This window comes from Pseudomonas sp. NPDC088444 (assembly GCF_044900175.1).
In the GTDB taxonomy this organism is placed as follows: Bacteria; Pseudomonadota; Gammaproteobacteria; order Pseudomonadales; family Pseudomonadaceae; genus Aquipseudomonas.
Genome location: NZ_JBJDNK010000011.1, coordinates 76,854 through 100,934, shown reverse-complemented (window position 1 = coordinate 100,934; position 24,081 = coordinate 76,854). Strand labels below are relative to the sequence as shown.

Genomic DNA, 24,081 nt, shown 5'->3' with positions numbered 1-24,081 from the left:
ACGTCACATCGCTGTAACCCATCTGTCTTATTCTCCGAGCACTTTTGGCCAATAAGAAGATGTCGCACATGCAGCGCACGCGTTTTCTCGTTCTCCTCTCTGCGGCATTGCTGACGCTGATCACCCCCTTTTCGTCCGGTGCGGTCGGGCTTTCAGCCCCCACAGACGGCACGCCCGCCCTGCGCATTCAAGGCTCCAACACCATTGGCGCACAACTGGGTCCCGCGCTGGTCATGGGCTTATTGAGCCAACAAGGCGCACAGGGCATTACGCAACAGCCAGGGTTGCGCGCCAACGAAATGCACATCGTCGGCCGGTTGCCCTCCGGGCAAAGTGCGAGTGTCGACGTGGCTGCCCATGGGTCGAGCACCGGGTTTGCCGCCCTCAAGGCGGGGCAGGCGGACCTGGCCGCGTCGTCCCGCCCCATCAAGCACAACGAAATCAGCGAACTCATGGAATTGGGCGACTTGCGCAGCCATGACGCCGAACAGGTGATCGCCATCGACGGCGTCGCGGTGATTGTGCACCCGGCCAACCCGGTGCGGGAGTTGAGCATCGACCAGTTGGCCAAGGTGTTCTCCGGCGAAATCCACGATTGGGAGGCGCTGGGCGGCATCGGCGGCGCGATTCATCTCTACGCTCGGGATCAGCAATCCGGGACGTACGACACCTTCAACGAACTGGTCCTGACCAAATCGGGCAAGAAGCTGGCCAGTGAAGCGAAACGTTTCGAGTCCAGCGAGGCGCTGTCCGATGATGTCAGCCATGATCGCCGGGGTATTGGGTTCATCGGCCTGCCTTATGTCCGTCAAGCCCGTGCAGTGGCGGTTATAGACGGTCAGTCTAAACCGATGTTGCCCACCCTCGGGCTGATCGCCACGGAAGATTACCCCCTGTCGCGCAGGCTTTACTTCTACCTGCCGCCCGATTCAAAACAGCCCTGGGCCAAAGCGCTGGTGCGCTTCGCCCAGAGTCCGCAAGGCCAGTCCATCGTCGCGCAGAACGGATTTGTGGCGCAGACCGTGCAGGCGGTCAAGGTCCGCGCCACGTCCGAGATGCCCACCGAATACCAGAACCTGACCCGCGAAGCTGAGCGGCTGTCGGTGAATTTCCGTTTCGCACAAGGCAGCGCCACGCTCGACACCAAAGCCCGTCTGGACGTCAAACGCGTGGTGGATTACCTGAAAACCCACGACAAACTGAATCAGAAAGTGACCCTGGTGGGGTTCGGCGACGCCAAGAGCGACCCGGCCCGGGCGCAGCTTTTATCGAAGCTGCGGGCCATGGCGGTGCGCCGTGAGCTGTTGAAAAGCGACGTGATTCTGCGCGATGTGCGCGGTTTCGGCGACGAAATGCCGGTTGCGGCCAATGACGCCGATGAAGGCCGGATCAAGAATCGTCGGGTTGAGGTGTGGGTTGAGTAGAGACTCGAAGTCGCGCAAAGCGTGGGAGCGAATTCATTCGCGATGGCACCATCAGATTCAACACATCCGTGGCGTCTGAACGACCTTTCGCGAATGAATTCGCCTACACACCGCGTCTGCGAGACACGAATGCGGTCGATTCAACGATGCTCGCTGCGCATCATCTCTCTTGGCACGTATTTACCCACTTCATATTTCCCGATAGCCGCACGGTGGACCTCGTCCGGGCCGTCCGCCAGGCGCAGCGTGCGTTGCATCGCGTACATGTAGGCCAGCGGAAAATCCCCTGAAACCCCAGCTCCGCCATGCATCTGAATCGCCCGGTCAATCACCCGCAGTGCCACGTTGGGCGCGACCACCTTGATCTGGGCAATTTCACTTTTCGCCACCTTGTTGCCGACGGTGTCCATCATGTAGGCGGCTTTCAGAGTCAGCAGACGGGCCATGTCGATTTCCATACGCGAGTCGGCAATTTTGTCGATGTTGCCGCCTAACCGCACCAACGGACGACCAAACGCCGTGCGCTGCACAGAGCGCTTGCACATCAACTCAAGCGCCCGTTCAGCCATGCCAATCGAACGCATGCAATGGTGAATCCGGCCCGGCCCGAGTCGCCCTTGAGCGATTTCGAAGCCCCGGCCTTCCCCCAACAGCACATTCTCATAGGGGACGCGGACGTTCTCGAACAGCACTTCGGCATGACCATGAGGCGCATCGTCGTAACCGAACACCGGCAGCGGGCGAACGATTTTCACCCCTGGTGTGTCAGTCGGGACCAGGATCATCGAGTGCTGCTGATGACGCGGGCCGTCCGGGTTGCTCAGCCCCATGAAAATCATGATCTTGCAGCGCGGATCACAGGCGCCAGAAGTCCACCATTTACGACCATTGATGACCCATTCATCACCTTCTCGCACGGCGCGGGCGGCCATATTGGTGGCGTCTGAGGACGCGACATCCGGCTCGGTCATGGCGAAGGCCGAACGAATCTCGCCACGCAACAAAGGCTCAAGCCACTGACGCTTGTGCGCCTCGCTGCCATAACGCACCAGCACTTCCATGTTGCCGGTGTCCGGTGCCGAGCAGTTGAACGGCTCAGGCCCCAGCAACGAACGGCCCATGATTTCGGCCAACGGCGCATATTCAAGGTTGGTCAGCCCTGCCCCCAGTTCTGACTCAGGTAAAAAGAGATTCCACAACCCCTCGGCTTTGGCGTTGACCTTGAGTTCCTCCATGATCGCCGTTGGCTGCCAGCGATCCCCTTCAGCCACCTGGCGCTCGAACACCGGCTCGGCCGGATAGACGTAAGCGTCCATGAATGCGGTGACGCGCTCGCGCAGTTCCTGAACCTTGGGGGAGTAAGCGAAATCCATGGGCAGCTACCTTCTGGTGAGGTGTTTCAAGACATGCAGCGGATGCTAGAACACGCCTCCGCATTTATCTAACCTATTCTCGGCGTGTATTAACATTCATCACTGATATATGATCGGCTCGTTTCTGCACGAAAGTCCCAATTACAAGAACAGCATGAGGCGCACAGCAATGAATCTGAGCAAGGTCGATCTCAATCTCTTTATTGTCTTTGACGCCATCTACACCGAAGCCAATCTGACACGCGCCGGTCAGATCGTCGGTATTACCCAGCCTGCGGTATCCAACGCCCTCGCCCGTCTGCGGGAAACCTTCAACGACCCGCTGTTCGTGCGCACGGCCCAAGGCATGGTGCCAACGCCCATGGCCCAGAACATCATCGGCCCGGTGCGCAACGCCCTGGCGCTGCTGCGGGTTTCGGTGCAGGAAAGCCGGATTTTCAATCCACAACAGGCCAGCAAGAATTACCGCATCAGCATGACCGACCTGACGGAGGCAATCATTCTTCCGCCGCTGTTTCAGAAACTGCGACGCCTGGCACCCGCCGTGACCATCGAGAGTTTTCTGTCCAAACGTCGGGAAACCACCAAGGAGCTGGCGGCCGGTCGACTGGATTTTGCCGTGGACGCGCCACTCAATACCGACCCGCAGGTGCGTCACGTGAAGTTGATGGAGGACAATTACGTCTGCGCGATGCGCAAGGGCCACCCGCTGGCGCAGAAGGGTTCGATCACTCTGGATGATTATCTGTCCGTGGCGCACATCCATATCTCCAGTCGCCGCAGTGGCCTGGGCTACGTCGATCTGTCGCTGGGCAAAATGGGCATTCAACGCAAGATCGCCCTGCGTTCGCAGCATTACCTGATGGCCTCCCAGGTGTTGCATCAGACGGACATGGTCATGACCGTCCCGGAGCGCTTCGCTCGGCGTAATGACCTGCATTTCGTGCCGTTACCCGTCAACGACGTACCGAGCGTCGAGACCCATTTGTACTGGCACGAAAGCACCGATCAGGACCCGGCCAATCGCTGGATGCGTGAGCTGATCATCGAGCTGTGCCAACTGGTGGTGGCGCAGGAGCGCAGGCAGGAAAAACAGCTTGAAGAGGCGCTCAAGTAGTTGCGCTGAAGCTTTAAGCAGCTTTCAAGGCCGACAAGGGTTTGCTCTGTGGGAGCGAATTTATTCGCGATAGCGTCAGCTCAGGCGTAGGTGATATTGACCGTGCAGACGCCATCGCGAATGAATTCGCTCCCACAGGCTTGCGTGAGGTAACGGAAAACCTTTCACCTTGACGTTTACGTCAAGGTCGCCGTAGGTTAGCTCCACGCCACTCCCGTCGAGCACGCCGATGACCAACCCGACCTACAGCATTTCCGATCTGGCCCGTGAGCTGGACATCACCACCCGCACCATCCGTTTCTATGAAGAGCAAGGCATGCTCAGCCCCGAACGGCGCGGCCTTGAGCGCATTTATTCGGCCAGAGACAAAGTCACCCTCAAGCTCATTCTGCGCGGCAAGCGCATCGGTTTCTCTCTGGCCGAATGCCGCGACTTGATCGGTCTGTACGACCCCAGCGGCGATAACCAGAAGCAGTTGGTCACCATGCTGGCCAAAATTGCCGAGCGCCGGGCGCAACTGGATCAGCAACTGCTCGACATCCAGCAGATGCAACTGGAACTGGACACCGCCGAAGAGCGCTGCAAAGCCGCACTCGGTCAGGCCCAATGACAAGCACTTTCAAGGACTCCCCTGCCATGTCGCTCCCTCAACACGTTCGCCTGGTTGAAGTCGGCCCCCGAGACGGCCTGCAAAACGAGGCTCAGCCCATTTCGGTGGCGGACAAGATCCGCCTGGTCGACGATCTGACCGACGCGGGCCTTTCCTACATCGAAGTGGGCAGTTTCGTCTCGCCCAAATGGGTGCCGCAGATGGCTGGTTCCGCCGAGGTGTTCGCCGGTATCCAGCGCAAAGCCAACGTCACTTATGCCGCGCTCGCGCCCAACCTTCGCGGCTTCGAGGACGCGCTCGCCGCAGGAGTGAAGGAGGTGGCCGTCTTTGCCGCCGCTTCGGAGGCGTTTTCCCAACGCAACATCAATTGCTCGATCAGTGAGAGCATCGATCGTTTCCTGCCCATCATGGAAGCCGCTCGCCTGCACGGTGTTCAGGTGCGCGGTTATGTGTCTTGCGTGCTGGGTTGCCCGTATGAAGGCGACGTTGCGCCGGAACAGGTGGCCCGCGTGGCCAAAGCGCTGTTTGCCATGGGCTGTTACGAAGTGTCACTGGGAGACACCATCGGCACCGGCACACCGGGCGCAACCCGCGCGCTGATCGATGCCGTCGCGGCGTTCATCCCACGCAGCAAACTGGCGGGGCATTTCCACGACACCTACGGGCAGGCACTGGCCAACGTCTACGCCAGCCTGCTGGAAGGGATTCAGGTGTTCGACAGCTCAGTGGCCGGACTGGGCGGCTGCCCCTATGCCAAAGGGGCAACCGGCAATGTGGCGACAGAAGACGTGCTCTATTTGCTCAACGGCCTGGGGATCGACACTGGCGTCAACCTCGACCGGCTGATTCGCGCCGGGCAGCGCATCAGCGAGGTACTGGGTCGGCCCAATGGTTCGCGTGTAGCCAAGGCACGTTTGGCGAGTTGACGCTTGTGGGAACTACGTTTGTCGGAGCAGTGTGCGACAACTTGTCACAGAGTGTTACCCTGATCGGCATTGAAGCGCTGGAAACGGGTAACACGGAAACACCCAGTCATGATTTAACCGAACAGTTAAACCTGACATTTCCCTGAACGCCCCAGTTTCCGGGCAATCGTAAAAAGTGGCATGGCTTCTGCTATGTCTTAGGTACAACAAAAATAACAAATCGCAGCAACCCAATAAAAACAAGACGTATCGGCTCTGACATAACAAGAACAAGACGGACAGAGGCGCAGCTAACTGATTTTTTTGGAGTGGATCGCTTTGTGAGGCTCAGGCCTCTCGACCGACAGAGAACAACAAAACTGCCTTCAGGCAGCGACCGTGCCGGATGAATCGCAAGATCGAAGCAGTATCAGCGCTCAAAAAAATACGTTTGCTCTTGACCCCGGATGGGGGTCGCTCAAAAAGCCAAAAAGGTCTGGCCACCAAAAACAACAACAGGCCACCTAAAAACAAAAAAGAGCATGCAATGCAACAACTTGAGGGGGAGCTACGGCTCCCCTTTCTGCTGTCTGGCGTTCGGAAATCCCTTCAGGCTGCCGCCAATCTCCCTCCTCTCAATGCGCGTTGACATCCTTACGCCCACAGGTTTACGTTAACGTAAAGGTGATGGATACATCACTCTCTGGCAGCCCCGCCAAAAATAACAAAGGGAATGCAGCCTCATGAATTACCCCACCCTCAATTTCGGCCTCGGTGAAACGATCGACATGCTGCGTGACCAGGTGCAGGCCTTTGTCGCGTCGGAACTCACGCCGCGGGCCGCGCAGATCGACAAAGACAACCAGTTCCCCGCTGACATGTGGCGCAAGTTCGGTGAAATGGGCCTGCTGGGCATCACTGTCGAAGAGCAATATGGCGGCGCAGGCCTGGGTTATCTGGCCCACGTGGTGGCGATGGAAGAAATCAGCCGCGGCTCGGCATCGGTGGCGTTGTCCTACGGTGCGCATTCGAACCTGTGCGTGAACCAGATCAACCGCAACGGCAACCCGACTCAAAAAGCCCGCTACCTGCCCAGTCTCATCAGCGGCGAGCACATCGGCGCATTGGCAATGAGCGAACCCAATGCGGGCTCCGACGTGGTCTCGATGAAGCTGCGCGCCGACAAACGTGGCGACCGCTTCGTGCTCAATGGCAGCAAGACCTGGATCACCAACGGCCCCGACGCCAACACCTATGTGATCTACGCCAAGACCGATCTGGAAAAAGGCCCTCACGGCATCAGTGCGTTCATCGTCGAGCGTGACTGGAAAGGTTTTTCCCGCAGCCAGAAATTCGACAAGCTCGGCATGCGCGGTTCGAACACCTGCGAATTGTTTTTCGACGACGTAGAAGTGCCGGAAGAAAACCTGCTCGGCGCCCTGAACGGCGGTGTAAAAGTGTTGATGAGCGGGCTGGATTATGAACGCGTGGTGCTCTCCGGCGGCCCGACCGGGATCATGCAGGCCTGCCTGGACGTGGTGTTGCCGTACATCCACGACCGCAAACAGTTCGGCCAGAGCATCGGCGAATTCCAGCTGATTCAGGGCAAGGTCGCCGACATGTACACCCAACTCAACGCCAGCCGCGCCTACCTCTACGCCGTGGCGCAAGCCTGCGAGCGCGGCGAAACCACACGCAAGGACGCCGCTGGCGTGATCCTCTACACCGCCGAGCGCGCGACGCAAATGGCGCTGGACACGATCCAGATTCTGGGCGGCAACGGCTACATCAATGAATTTCCCGCAGGACGCTTGTTGCGCGACGCGAAGCTCTACGAAATCGGCGCAGGGACCAGTGAGATCCGTCGCATGCTGATCGGTCGCGAACTGTTCAACGAAACCCGCTGAGCGTCTCGGAGGCTGTATGACCATTCTGCATACCCGCATCAATCCGCGCTCGGCGGAGTTTTGCACTAACAGCGATGCCCTGCGCAGGCAAGTCGACGCACTTCATACGCTGCTCGCGCACGTGTCTGAAGGTGGCGGCGCCAAAGCGCAGGAGCGCCACACCTCCCGAGGCAAACTGCTGCCCCGTGAGCGCATCAATCGCTTGCTGGACACCGGGTCACCCTTTCTCGAACTCAGCCAGTTGGCGGCCTACGAGGTCTACGGCGAAGACGTTCCGGCTGCAGGCGTGATCGCCGGAATTGGCCGCGTCGAAGGCGTCGAATGCATGATCATCGCCAACGACGCAACAGTGAAAGGTGGCACCTACTACCCGCTCACTGTGAAGAAGCACCTGCGCGCCCAGACCATCGCCCAGCAAAACCGCCTACCCTGCATCTATCTGGTGGATTCGGGTGGCGCCAACCTGCCCCGTCAGGACGAGGTTTTCCCCGATCGCGAGCATTTCGGACGGATCTTCTTCAATCAGGCCAACATGAGCGCTGAAGGCATTCCGCAAATCGCGGTGGTCATGGGCTCCTGCACCGCAGGCGGCGCGTATGTGCCGGCCATGGCGGACGAAGCGATCATGGTCCGCCAGCAGGCGACGATCTTTCTCGCAGGTCCTCCTCTGGTGAAGGCCGCGACGGGCGAAGTGGTCAGTGCCGAAGAGCTGGGCGGCGCCGATGTGCACTGCAAGGTTTCCGGCGTGGCCGACCACTACGCCGACAGCGACGAACACGCGTTGGCCATCGCTCGCCGCAGCGTCGCCAACCTCAATTGGCGCAAACAGGGTCAGCTACAGTTTCGCCCCCCCGTTGCGCCGCTCTACGCCAGTGACGAACTCTATGGCGTGATTTCAGCAGACCCCAAACAGCCCTTCGATGTACGTGAAGTCATTGCACGGCTGGTGGACGGCTCTGTATTCGATGAATTCAAAGCCCTGTTCGGCACCACGCTGGTGTGTGGCTTTGCCCATGTCCATGGCTACCCCATCGCGATCCTCGCCAACAACGGCATTCTGTTCGCCGAAGCCGCGCAAAAAGGCGCGCACTTCATTGAACTGGCCTGCCAGCGGGGCATTCCGCTGCTCTTTTTGCAGAACATCACCGGCTTCATGGTCGGGCAGAAATACGAAGCAGGTGGCATTGCCAAACACGGGGCCAAGCTGGTCACCGCCGTTGCCTGCGCCAACGTCCCCAAATTCACCGTGATCATCGGTGGCAGCTTCGGCGCCGGGAATTACGGCATGTGCGGCCGGGCGTACGACCCTCGTTTTCTATGGATGTGGCCCAATGCCCGGATCGGCGTCATGGGCGGCGAACAGGCCGCAGGTGTATTGGCCCAGGTCAAACGCGAACAGGCCGAACGCAGCGGCCAACCCTTCAGCGCGGCACAGGAAGCCGAGATCAAGCAGCCGATCCTCGATCAGTACGAACATCAAGGCCACCCCTACTATTCCAGCGCCCGGCTGTGGGACGACGGGGTGATCGACCCGGCCCAGACCCGCGACATCCTGGGCCTGGCCATCAGCGCCGCGCTCAATGCCCCCGTCGAACCGAGCCGCTTCGGCGTGTTCCGCATGTGACCCGAGGAGCGACCATGACTGATTTTGACACCCTGGAACTTGAGCGTGACCCTCGTGGTTTCGTGACGCTCTGGCTCAATCGTCCGGAAAAGAACAACGCGTTCAACGCGCAGATGATTCGCGAACTGATCATCGCGCTGGACCGCATTCAGGGCGACAGCACCCTGCGTTTCATGCTGTTACGCGCCCGCGGCAAACATTTCAGTGCGGGCGCCGATCTGGCCTGGATGCAGGAATCCGCGAACCTGGACTACAACACCAACTTGGGTGATGCCCAAGAGTTGGGCGAATTGATGTACAACCTGGCCAAGCTCAAATTGCCCTCGCTGGCCGTGGTGCAGGGCGCCGCCTATGGCGGCGCGCTGGGGCTGATCAGTTGCTGCGACATGGCCATCGGCGCCGATGATGCGCAGTTCTGCCTGTCGGAAGTGAAGATCGGCCTGGCCCCTGCCGTCATCAGTCCGTTCGTGACCCAGGCCATCGGCGAACGCCACACCCGTCGTTATGCGCTGACGGGAGAACGTTTCAATGGCCTGCGGGCGAAGGAGATCGGTTTGCTGGCCGAGTCCTGCCCCGCCGCCGAGCTTGAGCCACAGGTGCAGCGCTGGATTCAGAATCTGCTGCTCAACAGCCCGCAGGCCATGCGCGTGAGCAAGGAATTACTGCGCGAAGTCGGCCACGGCGAACTGAGTCCGTCGCTGCGTCGCTACTGCGAAAACACCATCGCTCGCATTCGAGTCAGTACGGAAGGTCAAGAGGGCTTGCGGGCCTTCTTGCAAAAACGCGAGCCGAGCTGGCGCGCCGAGTCGGATGAACCCAAGGGAGCGCGTTCATGAGTGACCAGGCACGCAACACCTTCACCTCGTTACTGGTGGCCAATCGCGGCGAAATAGCTTGCCGAGTGATGCGCACCGCCAAGGCCATGGGACTTTCGACTGTCGCCGTACACAGTGCGACCGATCACAACGCGCGCCACGTACGCCAAGCGGATCTGGCGGTGGATTTGGGCGGCAGCAAGGCCGCCGACAGCTATTTGCAGATCGACAAGCTGATTGCCGCCGCTGAAAACAGCGGTGCTCAGGCGATCCATCCGGGTTATGGATTTCTCTCGGAGAACGCCGGTTTCGCTCGGGCTGTCGAAGCCGCCGGACTGGTATTTCTCGGCCCTCCCGCCTCAGCGATTGACGCCATGGGCAGCAAATCCGCCGCAAAATCCTTGATGGAAGCCGCCGGCGTACCGCTGGTGCCCGGTTATCACGGCGAAGCGCAGGACGCGGCCACCTTTCGTGAAGCCGCTGCGCGCATCGGCTACCCGGTGCTGCTCAAGGCAACGGCGGGAGGCGGCGGCAAAGGCATGAAGGTGGTCGAGCGGGACGAAGACCTGGCCGACGCGCTGGCCTCGGCGCAGCGCGAAGCCCAGTCATCGTTCGGGGATGCACGGATGTTGGTGGAAAAGTACGTGCTCAAGCCACGCCATGTGGAAATTCAAGTGTTCGCCGACCAGCACGGCCATTGCCTGTACCTGAACGAGCGCGACTGTTCGATTCAGCGCCGCCATCAGAAAGTGGTCGAAGAAGCACCAGCGCCGGGCCTGACACCTGAACTGAGGCGCGCGATGGGTGAAGCCGCCGTGCGTGCAGCGCAGGCCATCGGCTATGTCGGTGCGGGCACCGTGGAGTTTCTGCTGGATGCCCGCGGTGAGTTCTTCTTTATGGAAATGAACACCCGCTTGCAGGTCGAACACCCGGTCACCGAAGCCATCACCGGGCTGGATCTGGTGGCCTGGCAGATTCGCGTCGCCCAGGGCGAGCCGCTGCCGATCACTCAGGAGCAGGTGCCACTGAACGGGCACGCGATTGAGGTGCGGCTGTACGCCGAAGATCCTGCCCATGATTTCCTGCCTGCCACTGGCACTCTTGAAGTCTATCGAGAATCAATGGCCGGACCGGGACGTCGTGTCGACAGCGGTGTGGAGGAAGGCGATGAGGTGTCGCCCTTCTACGACCCGATGCTTGGCAAACTGATCGCCTGGGGCGAAGACCGCGAGCAGGCGCGCCTGCGGTTACTCGCGATGCTGGACGAATTTGCCATTGGTGGGCTACGCACCAATCTGGCATTTCTGCGCCGGATCATCGCGCACCCGGCCTTCGCCGACGCCGAGCTGGATACCGGGTTCATCCCACGTTATCAGGCGGATTTGCTGCCTGTGGCCGAGGGGTTGTCAGACACTTTCTGGTCGTTGGCGGCCAACGCCTGGCGTCTGAGCACGCCCCGCCGCACGCGCGAAGACGACCCACACTCGCCGTGGTCCGCCATCAGCGGCATGCGTCTGGGGTTGAATCAAGACGTGGGCCTGTCGCTGGGTTGCCTCGATGAAACCCGCCATATCGTGCTTTGCGGCGTACTTGAGGGCATTCAGTTGCAAGGCGACCAACTCGTCTACGAACAGCACGGTGTTCGCCATCGCACCCTGGCGATTCGTCGTGATGACACCCTGTACCTGGGCTGGAACGGCGAACTGCACGCTGTCCACCGCGTTGACCCGATTGCCGCGAGCGAGGCCAGCCATGGCGCGCACGGCGGCCTCAGTGCGCCCATGAACGGCAGCATTGTTCGGGTGTTGGTGGAAATCGGTCAGGCCGTCGAAACCGGGACGCCGCTGGTGGTGCTGGAGGCGATGAAAATGGAGCACAGCATTCGGGCGAATCAGGCGGGCGTGGTGTCAGCGCTGTATTGCACGGAGGGTGAAATGGTCAGCGAGGGGGCGGTGTTGGTGGAGATCACCGTATAAAGCACCTTGTAGCCGTCCGGCTTGCCGGCGGTAGCGATCAACATGACGCCACCGCCGGCAAGCCGGACGGCTACAGGAGCACACCGGCGTATTGCCGACCTACGCGGCCACCTCAAATAGTTTCGGCAACTCCACTTCCCCGCTGATCAAGCTCTGACGTAAACGCTCGGCCTGTAACGCCGCCGCGTTCATCGCCGCTTCCTTCACATGCCCATAGCCACGAATACGTTCCGGCAAGCGTGCCAGGCTCAGGGCCGTGTGGCGATTGGTGGGCGTCAATTGCGTGAGGATCAGGTCGATATCCGCCACGTAACGCTCGATCAACGCCCGCTCCTGACGTCGCTCCAGGCTGCGTCCAAAGGGATCGAACGCCGTACCGCGCAGGAATTTGAACGTTTTCAGCACGCCGAAGGCTTTCAGCATCCAGGGACCGAAACTGCGTTTGCGCGGCGTGCCACCTTGCGAATCACGCTTGGCCAGCCACGAGGGCGCCAGATGAAACTCCAGTCGGTAGTCGCCCTCGAACTGCGTGTGTACCTGACGGATGAATTCGCCATTGCTATAAAGGCGGGCCACTTCGTACTCGTCTTTGTAGGCCAGCAGTTTGAAATAGTTGAACACCACAGCCTCGGTCAACGCCGGTTGCTCGCCCGGAAACAAGCGCTCCTCCGCCGCACGCACTCGCTCGACCAGCGCCCGGTAGCGCTCGCCGTATGCCGCATTCTGGTACTCGCCGAGGGTTTTAACGTTATTCATCACACGCTGTTCCAGAGTCAGCGGCTCGGCCAAGGGCGTTGACTCAGGATGGGCCGCAGCTTGCACGGCAGGCAGGTCGAACGCCGCACGACGCCCCCAGATAAAAGCCTGCTGATTGAGATTGACCGAGACACCATTAAGCTCGATGGCCTTCTCGATGGCCGCGGCCGACAACGGAATCAGGCCTTTCTGATAAGCAAAGCCGAGCATGAACAGGTTAGTGGCAATGCTGTCGCCCATCAGCCGGGTCGCCAGATCGGTGGCAGGTACAAAATGGGTCTTGTCCGCTCCCACCGCGTCACGGAGGGTTTGCATCATCGCGTCGGCCGGGAACTCGGCATCCGGGTTGCGGGTGAATTCAGCGGTCGGGGTCTGCTGGCTGTTGACCACCGCATGGGACTTGGCGCTGTTGAGTTTGGCGATGGCATCCGGCCCGGAGGCCACCAGCAGATCGCAACCGAGCAGCAAATGCGCTTCGCCTGCGGCAATACGGACGGCGAACAAATCTTCCTGGCGAGCCGCAATACGAATATGGCTGACCACCGGGCCGAATTTTTGCGCCAACCCTGCCTGATCCAGCACGCTACAGCCCTTGCCTTCCAGATTCGCGGCAAAGCCCAGCATCGCCCCCACGGTGGTCACGCCGGTACCGCCAACGCCGGGCAGCAGGATATTGAACGGTTGATCCAGGCCTGGCAGCGTCGGCTCAGGCAATTGGGCGAACGTCTGCACCTGCTTCGGTAACTGCGGCTTGCGCAGTTTGCCGCCGTGCACGGTGACAAAGCTCGGGCAGAAGCCTTCGACGCAACTGAAATCCTTGTTACACGCACTCTGATCGATTTCGCGCTTACGCCCCTCAGCGGTCTCTTTGGGCAGGATCGACAGGCAACCCGACTTGGCGCCGCAATCGCCACAGCCTTCACAGACTGCCGGGTTGATCACGGCACGTTTGTTCAGATCAGGCATCGTTCCGCGTTTGCGCCGACGGCGTTTCTCGGTCGCGCAGGTCTGGTCGTAGATGATCACCGACACGCCTTTGAATTCACGCAGCTCGCGCTGGACGCTGTCCAGGTCGCGGCGATGATGGAACGTGGTGATCGGCGCGAACGCATCACGGCTCGGGTACTTGTCCGGATCATCCGAGACCAGCGCGATGCGCTGCACGCCTTCGTTGAATACCTGACGGCTCAGTTGATCCACCCGCAATATACCGTCGATGGGTTGCCCGCCAGTCATGGCGACGGCGTCGTTGTAAAGGATCTTGTAGGTGATGTTGACCTTGGATGCCACCGCCGCGCGCAGTGCCAGATGCCCGGAATGGAAATAAGTGCCATCGCCGAGGTTTTGAAACACGTGAGGCGTTTCGGTGAACGGCGCCTGACCGATCCAGGTCACGCCCTCGCCGCCCATCTGGGTGAAGGTATCGGTTTCCCGGTCCATCCAGATGGTCATGTAATGACAGCCAATTCCCGCCAGTGCGCGGCTGCCTTCCGGGACTTGGGTCGAGCTGTTGTGCGGGCATCCTGAGCAGAAATGCGGCGTGCGCTGGGTCTTGAACAGCGGCGCCGCGAGGGCCTTCTCTTTCTCCAACAGAAATTGCAGGCGTGCCTCGATTTGCGGACTGCAATAGATCGGCGCCAGGCGTCTGGCGATCACCCGGGCAATCATGGCCGGGGTCAATTCCGCCAGGTTGGGCAGCAACGAGCGCCCTTCTTCGTCGAACTCGCCGACCACCCGCGGACGCTTGTCTACTGGCCAGTTATAGAGCTGCCCGGTCAACTGGTCCTCAATGACGCTGCGTTTTTCCTCGACCACCAGAATCTCGTCCAGACCTTCGGCGAAGTCGTGGACCGACACCGGTTCCAGCGGCCAGCTCATGCCGACCTTGAGCACCCGAACACCCACGGATGCGCACAGCGCTTCGTCAATGCCCAGCTCTTCAAGGGCCTGGCGCACGTCGAGGTAGGATTTGCCGGTGGTAATGATGCCCAGGCGCGGCTGCGGTGAATCGATGACCACTTTGTTCAGCTTGTTGGCCCGGGCAAACGCCCGCGCGGCGTAGATTTTATAGGTGTTGAGGCGGGCTTCCTGCGCCAGCGGCGGATCAGGCCAGCGAATGTGCAAGCCGTCTTCGGGAAGCTGGAAGTCCTCGGGAACGTGCGTTTGAATGCGCAGTGGATCGACCTCGACCACGGCGGAGGAATCGACATTTTCGGCAATGGTCTTCATCGCTACCCAGCACCCGCTGTAGCGCGAAAGCTCCCAGCCGATGATGCCGTAATCGAGGATTTCCTGAACGTTGCTCGGGTTGAGCACCGGAATCATCGAGGCGATGAACGCGTGTTCACTCTGGTGCGCAATGGTCGAAGATTTGCAGCCATGGTCGTCGCCCGCGAGGATCAGCACCCCGCCCTTTTCCGCGACACCTGCCGAGTTGCCATGTTTGAACACGTCGCCGCAACGGTCGACACCCGGCCCCTTGCCGTACCACAGCGCGAACACACCGTCGTATTTGCCATGGGGAAACAGATTCACTTGCTGGCTGCCCCAGACCGCAGTGGCCGCCAGTTCTTCGTTGACACCGGGCTGGAAGTGGATGGCGTTTTCCCGGAGGTAATCCTTGGCGTCCCACAGGCTTTTGTCGAGATTGCCCAGTGGCGAGCCACGGTAGCCGGAAATGAAACCGGCGGTGTTCAGCCCTCGCGCCTCGTCGCGTTGCTTTTGCAGCATGGGCAGGCGGGTCAACGCCTGGGTTCCGGTGAGGTACAGGTTACCGGTTGCGAGCCGGTACTTATCGTCCAGACGGATGTCGGCCAGGGACATTCAGGCACTCCTTTGTTGTTATTAGGTGCATGTTGAATGCAGCGACGCAGCCTCGTGAGCCACGACCGCCGTGGCGCCGGGACGGTTCAGCCCGACGCGCTCAGGGTCAATACTGCCTGTGCGGTGCGGGCTTTTTCTTTCTAAATGGGCCGAAATCTGCTCATATCCTGCATGCCTGTTCCACTTCAAGAATAAAAAAGGGTCAATTCATGCAGGTCAAACTCAGCCCCATCGATCGCAAGATTCTTCGCCTGTTGCAGCACGACGCCGGGCTTTCCGCAGCGGACATCGCCGAGCGCGTCGAGCTCTCGCAATCGCCCTGCTGGCGGCGGATCAATCGGCTGGAAGAGGAAGGCGTGATCGAACGCCGGGTCGCGCTGCTCAATCCGGGCAAACTCGGCCTGACCATGACGGTATTCGTCGACGTGAAACTCTCAGGCCACGGGCGGCGCTACCTCACGGAATTCGAAGAAGCGATCATCGGCTACCCCGAAGTGCTGGAGTGCTACACCATGGCCGGGGACATGGATTTCATGCTCAAGGTGGTGGTGCAGGACATTGCCAGCTATGAACGGTTCTTGCGCGACCACCTGTTACAAAGCCCTCATGTGCAAGAGGCGCATTCGAACATCGCGATGAGTGTGGTCAAGCGCACGACGGAGTTGCCGTTGGAGTGACGATGTCCGTAGCAGTATGGCTTGCCGGCGGTGGCGGTGTGTCAGTGACATCCAAGACCCAGGCACGACGCAGCCGCCAGCAAGCGGAACGCCGCCCAGCCGTACTGCTGCAGAGATCAGGGTTGGTCGCAGAAGGTGCAGGCACACGAAAATTTATTTTCACGAGAGCGCAAAAAACATTTGACGTGCAAATGATAATGATTATTATTGAGCGCAACCGGTCGCGAGACTGGTTGGTAACCCTGAAGCCTTAGGTCGGCTTCTGGATTATCTCCTCATCAGGCTAATCACGGTTTTTGACCCGGCATTTTTGCCGGGTCTTTTTTTTCTGCCCTTGAAAGGGTCTAGGTTCGGTCAAGTGCTGCTTCTTCAGGCTAATGAAGAGGGGTCGACGTTGCGATGGCGCGCATCATAGCAAAAGAAAAATGAGCGCTGAACCGTCGAGGAGGTCAAAAACGACATATTTGGTAAAAAATCGCAAATTAACGACCACTTACTTGAGAATGACTCTCATAAACATTAATATCGGGTCCGCGTCATGGATGATGCCCCCACTCCTCCCTCAAAGGACGGCCCACGGATGACTTGCGAGTGATACACCATGACTGATCAGCTCACTTCATCGTTCCCCCTGTCGACCCGTCAGCCGGACGCACCGGTCAGCCCGGAAGCCGACGCCCTGCGCCGCCGCATCCAGAAGCTGCCACGCAAGGCACAGCAAGTATTTCTGCTCAGTCGTCTTGATCAGCTTTCCTACGCCGACATCGCCCATTTGCTGGAAATTGAAGTGGCCTGCGTCGAGCGTTGCATGGTCCGCGTGCTTGAGCATTGCAACGATCGTGCGGGAGCGAGCGAACCCGCACGCCTGCAAGCCTTGAACTGGTACGTGCACCTGCAAAGCCCTCACGCCACCGCCAGCCAGCGCATCGAGTTCCGTCATTGGCTGGACGCCGACGCATTGCATTTGAACGCCTTCCAGGACGCGGAACGACTTTGGCGCCGCCTCGAAGCCCCGGCGGCGGTCATGGGCGCCAGTGGTTGGCATCGACGCAAGCGCCGCGTGTACATCGGCTGGGTCGTGTTGACCGCATTCCTGTGCGGCCTGTTGGTCACCGCCGAAGCCTTCACGTGAGTCTCATCGTCAACCGTTTCTGTCGCGGCTCGCTGTTCTGATGCGTGTAAAGTACCGGTCATAAGCGCCATATGATGGCGTTGAGTTGGTATTGACATACTCAGGACCTTTCCGTGATTCAGACCGCCCTTTCCATCACCTGTGATTTCGACAGCGGCAACATCGTTGTGCTCGACGCCAGCGATGCGCAGAACGTGCAACTGGCCATCCGCCCGGACACCCGCAGCCCACATTTTCAGTGGTTCCACTTCAAGGTCGACGGCATGCAGGTCGGCCAGCCGCACGCCTTCAGCCTGACCAACGCCAGTGAATCGAGCTACAACCGGGCGTGGACCGGCTACAACGCAGTCGCTTCCTATGATCAGGAAAACTGGTTCCGCGTCCCCAGCCAGTTCGACGGTAAGGCGCTGAACTTCGCCCTGTCTCCCGAGCAGCCGCAGATCTGGTTCGCCTACTTCGAACCCTACAGCCGCGAGCGCCATGACCGGCTGATCGATCAGGCGCTCAACCAGGCAGGCACCGAGCTGTTGGCCACGGGCAAGAGCGTGGAAGGCCGCGACATCCCTCTGTTGCGCAAAGGGGATGGGGCAGCGGGCAAACGCAAGGTCTGGATCATCGCCCAGCAACATCCGGGCGAGCACATGGCGGAATGGTTCATGGAAGGTGTGATCGAGCGCCTGAAAGAGAACGACGCTGAACTGCAAGCGCTGCTGGCGTCGGCAGACCTGTACTTGGTGCCACACATGAACCCTGACGGTTCGTTCCATGGCCACCTGCGCACCAACGCCAATGGCAAGGACCTCAACCGTGCGTGGCAGGATTCGACGCCGGAACTGAGCCCTGAAGTGTTTTTCGTCAAAGAGCAGATGGAAAAATACGGCGTGGACATGTTCCTCGACGTACACGGTGACGAGGAAATCCCTTACGTCTTCACCGCCGCCTGTGAAGGTAACCCGGGTTACACCGAGCAGCAAAAAGCCTTGGAAGCGGATTTCCGCGCGCGCCTGAGCGGGTTGACCCAAGACTTCCAGACGCGCTACGGCTACCCGAAATCCGCACCCGGCAAAGCCAACATGAATCTGGCCTGCAACAGTGTCGGTGAGCGTTACAAATGCCTGTCGCTGACCTTGGAAATGCCGTTCAAGGACAACGACGACGCGCCGGATATCGTCACCGGCTGGTCAGGCAAGCGCTCAATGCAACTGGCACGGGATGTGTTGACCATCATCGGGCAAATGGTGTCGGCTCTGCGTTAAGTGCCCTCTCTGTAGCCGTACGGCCGGGCGGCGTTCTGCTTGCCAGCGGTGGCGCCCTCGAAATCGCCACCGCCGACAAGCAGTGCTGCCACAGGTGCGGTCGTAACTGTCCTACCCTCGCGCCTTCCCCCGCAACATGCTGTTCAGCACCTCATCCCGACGAACCCAGCCGTGAAACAACGCCGCCGCCAGGTGCGCGAGGATGGTCAGGAAAAACAGATATGCCAGATACCGATGCGCCTTGCGCAAGAAAGCAAAGGTCTCAGCATGGGCGCCAACGATTGAGGGCAGACGAATCGAGTGTCCCAGCATCACCGGATCTCCGGCGGCTGAAATCATCGCCCAACCGATCAGCGGCATCGCCAGCATCAGGGCGTACAGCAGATAGTGCGAAAGCTTGGCCGCCAGCACTTGCACCGCGGGCAAATCAGCGGGCAGCGCGGGTTGTCGCGTGCTGAAGCGCACGATCAGACGCACGATCACTAGCGCCAGAATCGCGATGCCCAGCGGCTTGTGAATGTTCAACAGCCATTCATGGCGCTCGGACACCGAGGCGACCATCCCGGCACCGATGAACAGCATGGCAATGATCATCAACGCCATCAGCCAGTGCAGCAACCGGGCCAGCGGCGCGAAATGTGAAGTGGGTGCACTCATGGCTGTTTCTCCTGCGCAGGGGCGGCTTTCAACTGGTCGACTTCGCTGGTGCGGCGCATGTAAGACGCGGCGTAGGCCGCCGAACGCGCCGCCAACAGCGGGTCATCCGAGCCTTCGATGCCGCTCGGCAAAACCAGTGGGTCGTAGTTGATGTCACGGCAATCGCCGGTCAGCTGCGCGCTGTCGCTCTCGACCACCAACGTCCCCGCGTTCACCGTCTTGTGTTCCCCGGACCAGGCTTTCGACGCGTCGTTGGTCGGATCCTGCGCATTGGCCAGCGTCAGCACCAGGCTCCAGCGCTGTGGACCGCTGGCGAGTTTGTCGCTCAAATCCTGCTGCAAATAGTCCTTGGCATCCGGGGCCGGAGCATCGCCCTTGGCTTCGGGCACCAGACTCCAACGCACCGCCTGACGCTTGCCTTGGGCATCCACCAGCACGAACGCGTTGACGCTGTTGTAGGTTTCGGTCACGAAACTGGCCGACGGTTTGGCGGTTTTCACCCACGCCAGAAACGGCTGGGCTTCAGGGTGCGCAGCGAAGAAGGCTGGCGGTTTGGCGGGGTCGGGCTTGCCGGTCTTGGGATCGGGCGCGGTGGCTTTTTGCAGGTCAACGAAGGCCTCGGGGGTGCCGACGGGAAACACCGGCATGCTGTTCATGCCGCTACGCCATTGCTGGCCGTTGGGTTGGGTGAATTGCACCGCAAAGCTGCGAATCGGCGCGGCGCTGTCCGGTGAGTACGGATTTCCGGTGGGCAGTGCGAGGCGTCCGATGACCGGGGTGCGCCCGGGGGCGAACACTTCGGCTCGGGACAGAGACGCTGCGGCGCCATTGCTGTCGAAATAGCCGGCCACGCAAATGCCTTTCGGGTGATTGCGGCGATAACCGGGGTGGACGCCATTGTTGTGTTCGAACACATCGACCACTCGCGCGGGCGTCAAACGTTGTGGGTCCAGGCTACCGTTAACGTAGGCGAACGCCCCGGCGGCAACCAGCACCACCAGGCCGATGCCGGCCAGACGAACGAGCTTTTGCGATGCACTCAACGGGGGCTTGCGGGGATACGGTGGCTCACGGTCAATCATCGGTTACACTCCGGGCCTTCGGCCTCTATCAATACAGGTCGCGGTGGGACGCAGCATGCGCCGCTTTATTCCCTCGGATCAGATTTATTTTTTTCAGGGTGGAATAAGACCCGCCGACCGTCGTCTGGCAGTTACACGAACCGAGCGCTCCTGCCGGTCGATCCGGAAACCTTCCAATGAACGATGTCGACGATCAATTACGAGAACTGTTACCGCGAATGCGCCGGTTTGCGGTGTCGCTGACCCGCGACCCCAGCAGCGCCGACGACCTTGTGCAGTCCAGCCTGGAAAAAGCGCTGTCCGCCTGGAGCAGCAAGCGTCCGGAAGGCGACCTGCGTGCCTGGCTGTTCTCCATTCTTTATAGGCAATTTCTCGACGCCCATCGACGCTCGCGCCGATACAGCCGCATGCTTGAGCTGTTTACCGGAGGCAAAGAAGATCATTACGAGCCGTCGGTCGAGCGCACGGTCGTCGCCCAGACCACCTTGCAGGCCTTCGAACGCTTGAACACCGAGCAACGTGCCTTGCTGCTGTGGGTGTCGGTGGAGGGCTTGAGTTACAACGAAGTGGCCGAAATTCTCGACGTCCCGGTGGGCACCGTCATGTCCCGCTTGTCTCGCGCGCGTCAGGCCTTGCGCCTGCTCAGCGAAGGCGAAATCACCACCCCTGCCCTGCGGATACTGAAATGATTACCCTGCCCCCCTCCGAACGCGATCTGCACGCTTACGTCGACGGCCTGCTCACCGAGGCCGATCAGCAGACTCTGGAAACGTACCTGGCCGCCCACCCCGAGCTGGCCCGACAGGTGCAGGCCTGGCAACTGGATGCACAAAATCTGCGCGCTGCACTCAGCGGAGAACTGCATCGCCCGCTGAACCCGGATCTCGACCCGGCTTTCATCCGTCAGCGCATGCGTCGCAACCGCACCCGGCATTTCGCGACGGCAGCCGTGCTGTTGATCGCCGTCAGCGTCGGAGGCATCAGCGGCTGGCAGGCACGGGAGATGACCCTCACCAGCGGCGTGCTGCCCATGGCCGACGCCGTACAGGCCTATCGCATGTTCGCCCTGAACGACACCATGGCCAACGACTGGAACCCTGCCAAGCCGAACAACGTGCAAGTCTGGCTGGACAAGAACTTTGCCCAGGCCAACCGCCTGCCGGATCTGGAGTCCGCAGGGTTCAAACCGGTCAGCGGGCGCCTGACCAGCACCGAACAGGGCGCAGCCGCGATGGTGGTGTACAAGGACGCCCAGGGCCGCACGTTGAGTTTTTACATACGCCCGCCTGCCGAGCGTAACCGCCTGCTCTCGCCGGGCACCCGCCGGGATGGCGAACTGCAGGCCGATTACTGGTCGGGACCGGGTTACAACTACGCCATGGTCAGCCCGGCAGATGATCCGGCAGCACAGGCGGCGCGTCAGACGTTGAAACACGCGATCTGAGAACGTTCGCAGCGGCTCCGTCGAAACCGGGGCCACTGCACGTCAGAAACCGATCGTGGCTGAGAGCAGCCAGGTTCTCGGCGTCGACAGGGTCAACCCCGGCTCGCTGTCATCCGAGGCGCCCGCCGAACTCCAATAGCGTTTATCGGCCACGTTCTCCACAGCAGCGCGCAAGGTCACATCCTTCTGATCGACCTTGAACGCGTAACGCGCCCCCACATCGAAGCGCTCCCACGCATCGATTTCCTTGCTGTTGGCCTGATCCAGATACTGGGAACTGGAATACATGCCGCGGCTGGTCAGGGTCAGCCCTTGAACGCCCGGTACGTCCCATTCGGCGCCCAGGTTGACGTTGTATCTGGGCGTTGCAGGCGCGCGATTGCCGTCGAACGCACCGTTCACGGTGTGGGTCAGTTCGCTGTCGATGTACATCACACCGCCCAACAGCCGCACGCCTTTGAGGGGTTCACCAAACAGGGTCAGCTCCACCCCGCTGTTTTCTCGCTTGCCGTTTGGGCCGAACACGCGGGAGGTGGCATTGGTTTCATACGCGGGTTGTTTGATGCGAAACGCGGCGGCGGTCAGCGCGAAATTGCCCAGATCGTATTTGGCGCCCACTTCCACCTGACGGCTGATGAAGGGTGGAAAGATTTCGTCTTCGTTGATCGAGGTGGACGGGGCGATCTTGCCCTGGCTCAAGCCTTCCAAGTAGTTGACGTACAACGACAGGCGATCGGTGGCCTTGAACAGCAACCCGCCAGACGGGGACACTTTTTCCTCGTCGTACGAGGTGTCGCCTTTGACGCCATCGGTCCAGTCGTCCACTTTCACCCGCTGCCACCGCGCGCCCAGGGTCAACAACAGCTGGTCATCGAAAAAGCCCAGGGTGTCGGACAGCGCCACGCCACTGAAGCGGTTTTCGGTGTAGACCTTCGCGTCCTGGCGCGTCGGGTTGCTGGGCGTCGGGGTGTCCACCGGGTTGAACAGGTTGCTGGGCGACGCCGCATAACGTGCGCCGCCGTTGGTGAAGTCCATGTAGAAATAGCTGGCCGCCAGATTGACCTCGTGGCTCACCGGTCCTGTGTGGAACCAGTTGCGCACGCCCGCCGTGGCAGTTCTGACGTTTTCGTCGCGGGTGAAATCCCGTGGCTGAACGCTGAAGTCACCGGCGTTGTTGGTGATCGACACCGCGTGACGCAGGAAGTCGTGATCGCTCTTGCGCGCCCCGACGCCGCCGTAGACCATCATCGACTCGCTGACGTCGTACTCGGCATTCACCGCGCCGAACGTGTCTTCGGTGCGCGCCTTGCTCCAGGCTTGTGCGTAGTTGCGGTGCACGTCATTGGCATTGGGCACTTGAGCGTTGGCGCCAATTTGCACCCGCTCTTGCGGTGCGTCGGTGTTGCGTTCGGTGTGGCCGATGTCGGTGGAAAGGCGCAACCGCTCGCCACGGAAATCCAGCCCCAGCACGGCCATTTCCCGGTCCACGCTCTGGTGATCCCATTCGGTGTCGCCGGACTGCTTCACACCATTGAAGCGAATGCCGAACTTATCCTCGTCACCAAAGCGGCGGCCCACGTCCACGGCACCGCCCACCTGGTTGTTGGACGCGTAACTGGTGGTGAATTCGGTGATCGGCTTGTCGGTGGCGCGCTTGGGCACCACGTTGATTCCGCCGCCGACGCTGCCTCTTGGCGAAATGCCATTGATCAACTGGCTCGGGCCTTTGAGGATGTCGACGCGCTCGGCCATTTCCATGTCGATGCTGTACGTCGGCAGGATGCCGTACAAGCCGTTGTAAGACACATCGCTGTTGAACAGGCTGAAACCGCGAATGGTGAACTGCTCATAGCGTCCGCCCGCCGGGTTGGTGGCGCGTACCGAGGGGTCGCTGGCCACCAGATCGCCCAGTGTCCGGGCTTGCAGGTTCTTCACCGCTGCGCTCGTGTAGGTGATCTGGCTGAACGGGGTTTCCATGAAATCCCGGCTGCCGAGCAAGCCTTGCGAGCCTTTGCGGGCGACCTGTCCCCCCGCGTACGCCTGCCCATCGGTGGTCTCGTTGGCGCCGAGGATCGAAGTCGGCGCCAGTTGCAGGCTGCTGCCTTCGGGGGCCGGGATCAGCGTGTAGGCCTCCTCGCCCACCGAAACCCATTGCAAACCGGAGCCTTGCAACAGCCGGGCAAAACCCTCTTCCACGCTGTAACTGCCCGACAACCCCGCACTGCTGCGACCATTGACCAGCGCCGGGTCCACCGACAGGTTGACGCCCGCCAACCCGGCGAAGCGCGTCAATGCAGCCCCCAAGCTGCCTGCCGGGACTTCATAGCTGCGCCGACTGGCGGTTTCGGCCCAACTGGGAGCGATGAACAAAGGACTGGAACTCAAGGTCAGCAACAGGCTGAACTGCAACAGCGGGCGCAGGCGATAAGACGAAACGGCGGGCATCGGAGGCTCTCGTATTTTGTTCACTTACCTGGAATGACCGGCGAGGTGAAAAAAAGGG

Annotated in this window: 19 protein-coding genes; 14 read left to right on the top strand and 5 right to left on the bottom strand. The window is 60.5% G+C overall.

All coding sequences use genetic code 11. From position 1 onward, the window contains the following. The first annotated feature begins 68 nt into the window (after positions 1-68). Positions 69-1,424 (top strand): substrate-binding domain-containing protein, encoded by a 1,356-nt coding sequence (locus ACI2KB_RS21570; RefSeq protein WP_404637745.1) that lies wholly within the window; start codon positions 69-71, stop codon positions 1,422-1,424. A gap of 140 nt (positions 1,425-1,564) precedes the next feature. Here ACI2KB_RS21570 and ACI2KB_RS21565 read toward each other — a convergent pair whose 3' ends face one another. Next, on the bottom strand, positions 1,565-2,797 hold the full coding sequence (locus ACI2KB_RS21565) for an acyl-CoA dehydrogenase (protein WP_404637743.1): 1,233 nt from the start codon (positions 2,795-2,797) through the stop codon (positions 1,565-1,567). Between the two features lie 169 nt (positions 2,798-2,966). On the opposite strand from ACI2KB_RS21565, the gene ACI2KB_RS21560 reads away from it, so the two are divergent. The 8 genes from ACI2KB_RS21560 (at position 2,967) to ACI2KB_RS21525 (ending at position 11,751) form a co-directional block, all read left to right on the top strand. Next, positions 2,967-3,914: a LysR family transcriptional regulator gene (locus ACI2KB_RS21560; RefSeq protein ID WP_404637741.1), complete on the top strand. Its 948-nt coding sequence runs from the start codon at positions 2,967-2,969 to the stop codon at positions 3,912-3,914. A 229-nt stretch (positions 3,915-4,143) separates the two neighbouring features. Next, positions 4,144-4,524 (top strand): MerR family DNA-binding transcriptional regulator, encoded by a 381-nt coding sequence (locus ACI2KB_RS21555; RefSeq protein WP_404637739.1) that lies wholly within the window; start codon positions 4,144-4,146, stop codon positions 4,522-4,524. Positions 4,525-4,550: 26 nt separating this feature from the next. Next, positions 4,551-5,450: a hydroxymethylglutaryl-CoA lyase gene (locus tag ACI2KB_RS21550; RefSeq protein WP_404637737.1), complete on the top strand. Its 900-nt coding sequence runs from the start codon at positions 4,551-4,553 to the stop codon at positions 5,448-5,450. Positions 5,451-5,835: 385 nt separating this feature from the next. Then, positions 5,836-6,078, top strand: a complete 243-nt coding sequence (locus ACI2KB_RS21545) for a hypothetical protein (protein ID WP_404637735.1) — start codon at positions 5,836-5,838, stop codon at positions 6,076-6,078. Positions 6,079-6,172: 94 nt separating this feature from the next. Further along, on the top strand, positions 6,173-7,336 hold the full coding sequence (locus ACI2KB_RS21540) for an isovaleryl-CoA dehydrogenase (protein WP_404637733.1): 1,164 nt from the start codon (positions 6,173-6,175) through the stop codon (positions 7,334-7,336). 16 nt (positions 7,337-7,352) lie between these two features. Continuing rightward, positions 7,353-8,960 carry a carboxyl transferase domain-containing protein gene (locus ACI2KB_RS21535; protein WP_404637731.1) on the top strand — a complete coding sequence of 536 codons (1,608 nt, stop codon included), beginning with the start codon at positions 7,353-7,355 and terminating at the stop codon, positions 8,958-8,960. A gap of 14 nt (positions 8,961-8,974) precedes the next feature. Beyond that, positions 8,975-9,796: a gamma-carboxygeranoyl-CoA hydratase gene (locus tag ACI2KB_RS21530; RefSeq protein WP_404637729.1), complete on the top strand. Its 822-nt coding sequence runs from the start codon at positions 8,975-8,977 to the stop codon at positions 9,794-9,796. Beyond that, positions 9,793-11,751, top strand: coding sequence for an acetyl/propionyl/methylcrotonyl-CoA carboxylase subunit alpha (locus tag ACI2KB_RS21525; protein ID WP_404637727.1), 1,959 nt, complete (start codon positions 9,793-9,795; stop codon positions 11,749-11,751). Before ACI2KB_RS21530 ends, ACI2KB_RS21525 begins: the two co-directional genes overlap by 4 nt. A 99-nt stretch (positions 11,752-11,850) precedes the next feature. On the opposite strand, the gene ACI2KB_RS21520 is transcribed toward ACI2KB_RS21525, so the two are convergent. Beyond that, positions 11,851-15,330: an indolepyruvate ferredoxin oxidoreductase family protein gene (locus ACI2KB_RS21520; protein WP_404637725.1), complete on the bottom strand. Its 3,480-nt coding sequence runs from the start codon at positions 15,328-15,330 to the stop codon at positions 11,851-11,853. Positions 15,331-15,539: 209 nt separating this feature from the next. Here ACI2KB_RS21520 and ACI2KB_RS21515 point away from each other — a divergent pair, with 209 nt between their 5' ends. The 3 genes from ACI2KB_RS21515 to ACI2KB_RS21505 all read left to right on the top strand — a co-directional run bounded on the left by ACI2KB_RS21515 (position 15,540) and on the right by ACI2KB_RS21505 (position 18,395). Then, a complete protein-coding gene (locus ACI2KB_RS21515) occupies positions 15,540-16,007 on the top strand; it encodes an Lrp/AsnC family transcriptional regulator (protein WP_404637723.1) in 468 nt (155 codons plus the stop codon). Between the two features lie 601 nt (positions 16,008-16,608). Further along, positions 16,609-17,139, top strand: a complete 531-nt coding sequence (locus ACI2KB_RS21510; RefSeq protein ID WP_404637721.1) for a DUF4880 domain-containing protein — start codon at positions 16,609-16,611, stop codon at positions 17,137-17,139. Between the two features lie 116 nt (positions 17,140-17,255). Then, entirely contained in the window at positions 17,256-18,395 is a 1,140-nt protein-coding gene (locus ACI2KB_RS21505; protein WP_404638060.1) for a M14-type cytosolic carboxypeptidase, read from the top strand. A gap of 111 nt (positions 18,396-18,506) precedes the next feature. Here ACI2KB_RS21505 and ACI2KB_RS21500 read toward each other — a convergent pair whose 3' ends face one another. Beyond that, the gene (locus ACI2KB_RS21500; RefSeq protein WP_404637719.1) at positions 18,507-19,052 is read right to left on the bottom strand and encodes a cytochrome b; all 546 of its coding nucleotides are present in this window, start codon (positions 19,050-19,052) and stop codon (positions 18,507-18,509) included. After that, the gene (locus tag ACI2KB_RS21495) at positions 19,049-20,134 is read right to left on the bottom strand and encodes a catalase family peroxidase (protein ID WP_404637717.1); all 1,086 of its coding nucleotides are present in this window, start codon (positions 20,132-20,134) and stop codon (positions 19,049-19,051) included. The genes ACI2KB_RS21500 and ACI2KB_RS21495 overlap by 4 nt, the downstream gene beginning before the upstream one ends. Positions 20,135-20,310: 176 nt before the next feature. Between ACI2KB_RS21495 and ACI2KB_RS21490 the strand changes: the two genes are divergently transcribed. Continuing rightward, a complete protein-coding gene (locus ACI2KB_RS21490) occupies positions 20,311-20,823 on the top strand; it encodes a sigma-70 family RNA polymerase sigma factor (protein WP_404637715.1) in 513 nt (170 codons plus the stop codon). After that, positions 20,820-21,578, top strand: a complete 759-nt coding sequence (locus ACI2KB_RS21485) for an anti-sigma factor family protein (RefSeq protein WP_404637713.1) — start codon at positions 20,820-20,822, stop codon at positions 21,576-21,578. The genes ACI2KB_RS21490 and ACI2KB_RS21485 overlap by 4 nt, the downstream gene beginning before the upstream one ends. Positions 21,579-21,620: 42 nt before the next feature. On the opposite strand, the gene ACI2KB_RS21480 is transcribed toward ACI2KB_RS21485, so the two are convergent. Further along, positions 21,621-24,023, bottom strand: coding sequence for a TonB-dependent siderophore receptor (locus ACI2KB_RS21480; RefSeq protein ID WP_404637711.1), 2,403 nt, complete (start codon positions 24,021-24,023; stop codon positions 21,621-21,623). Positions 24,024-24,081 lie beyond the last annotated feature (58 nt).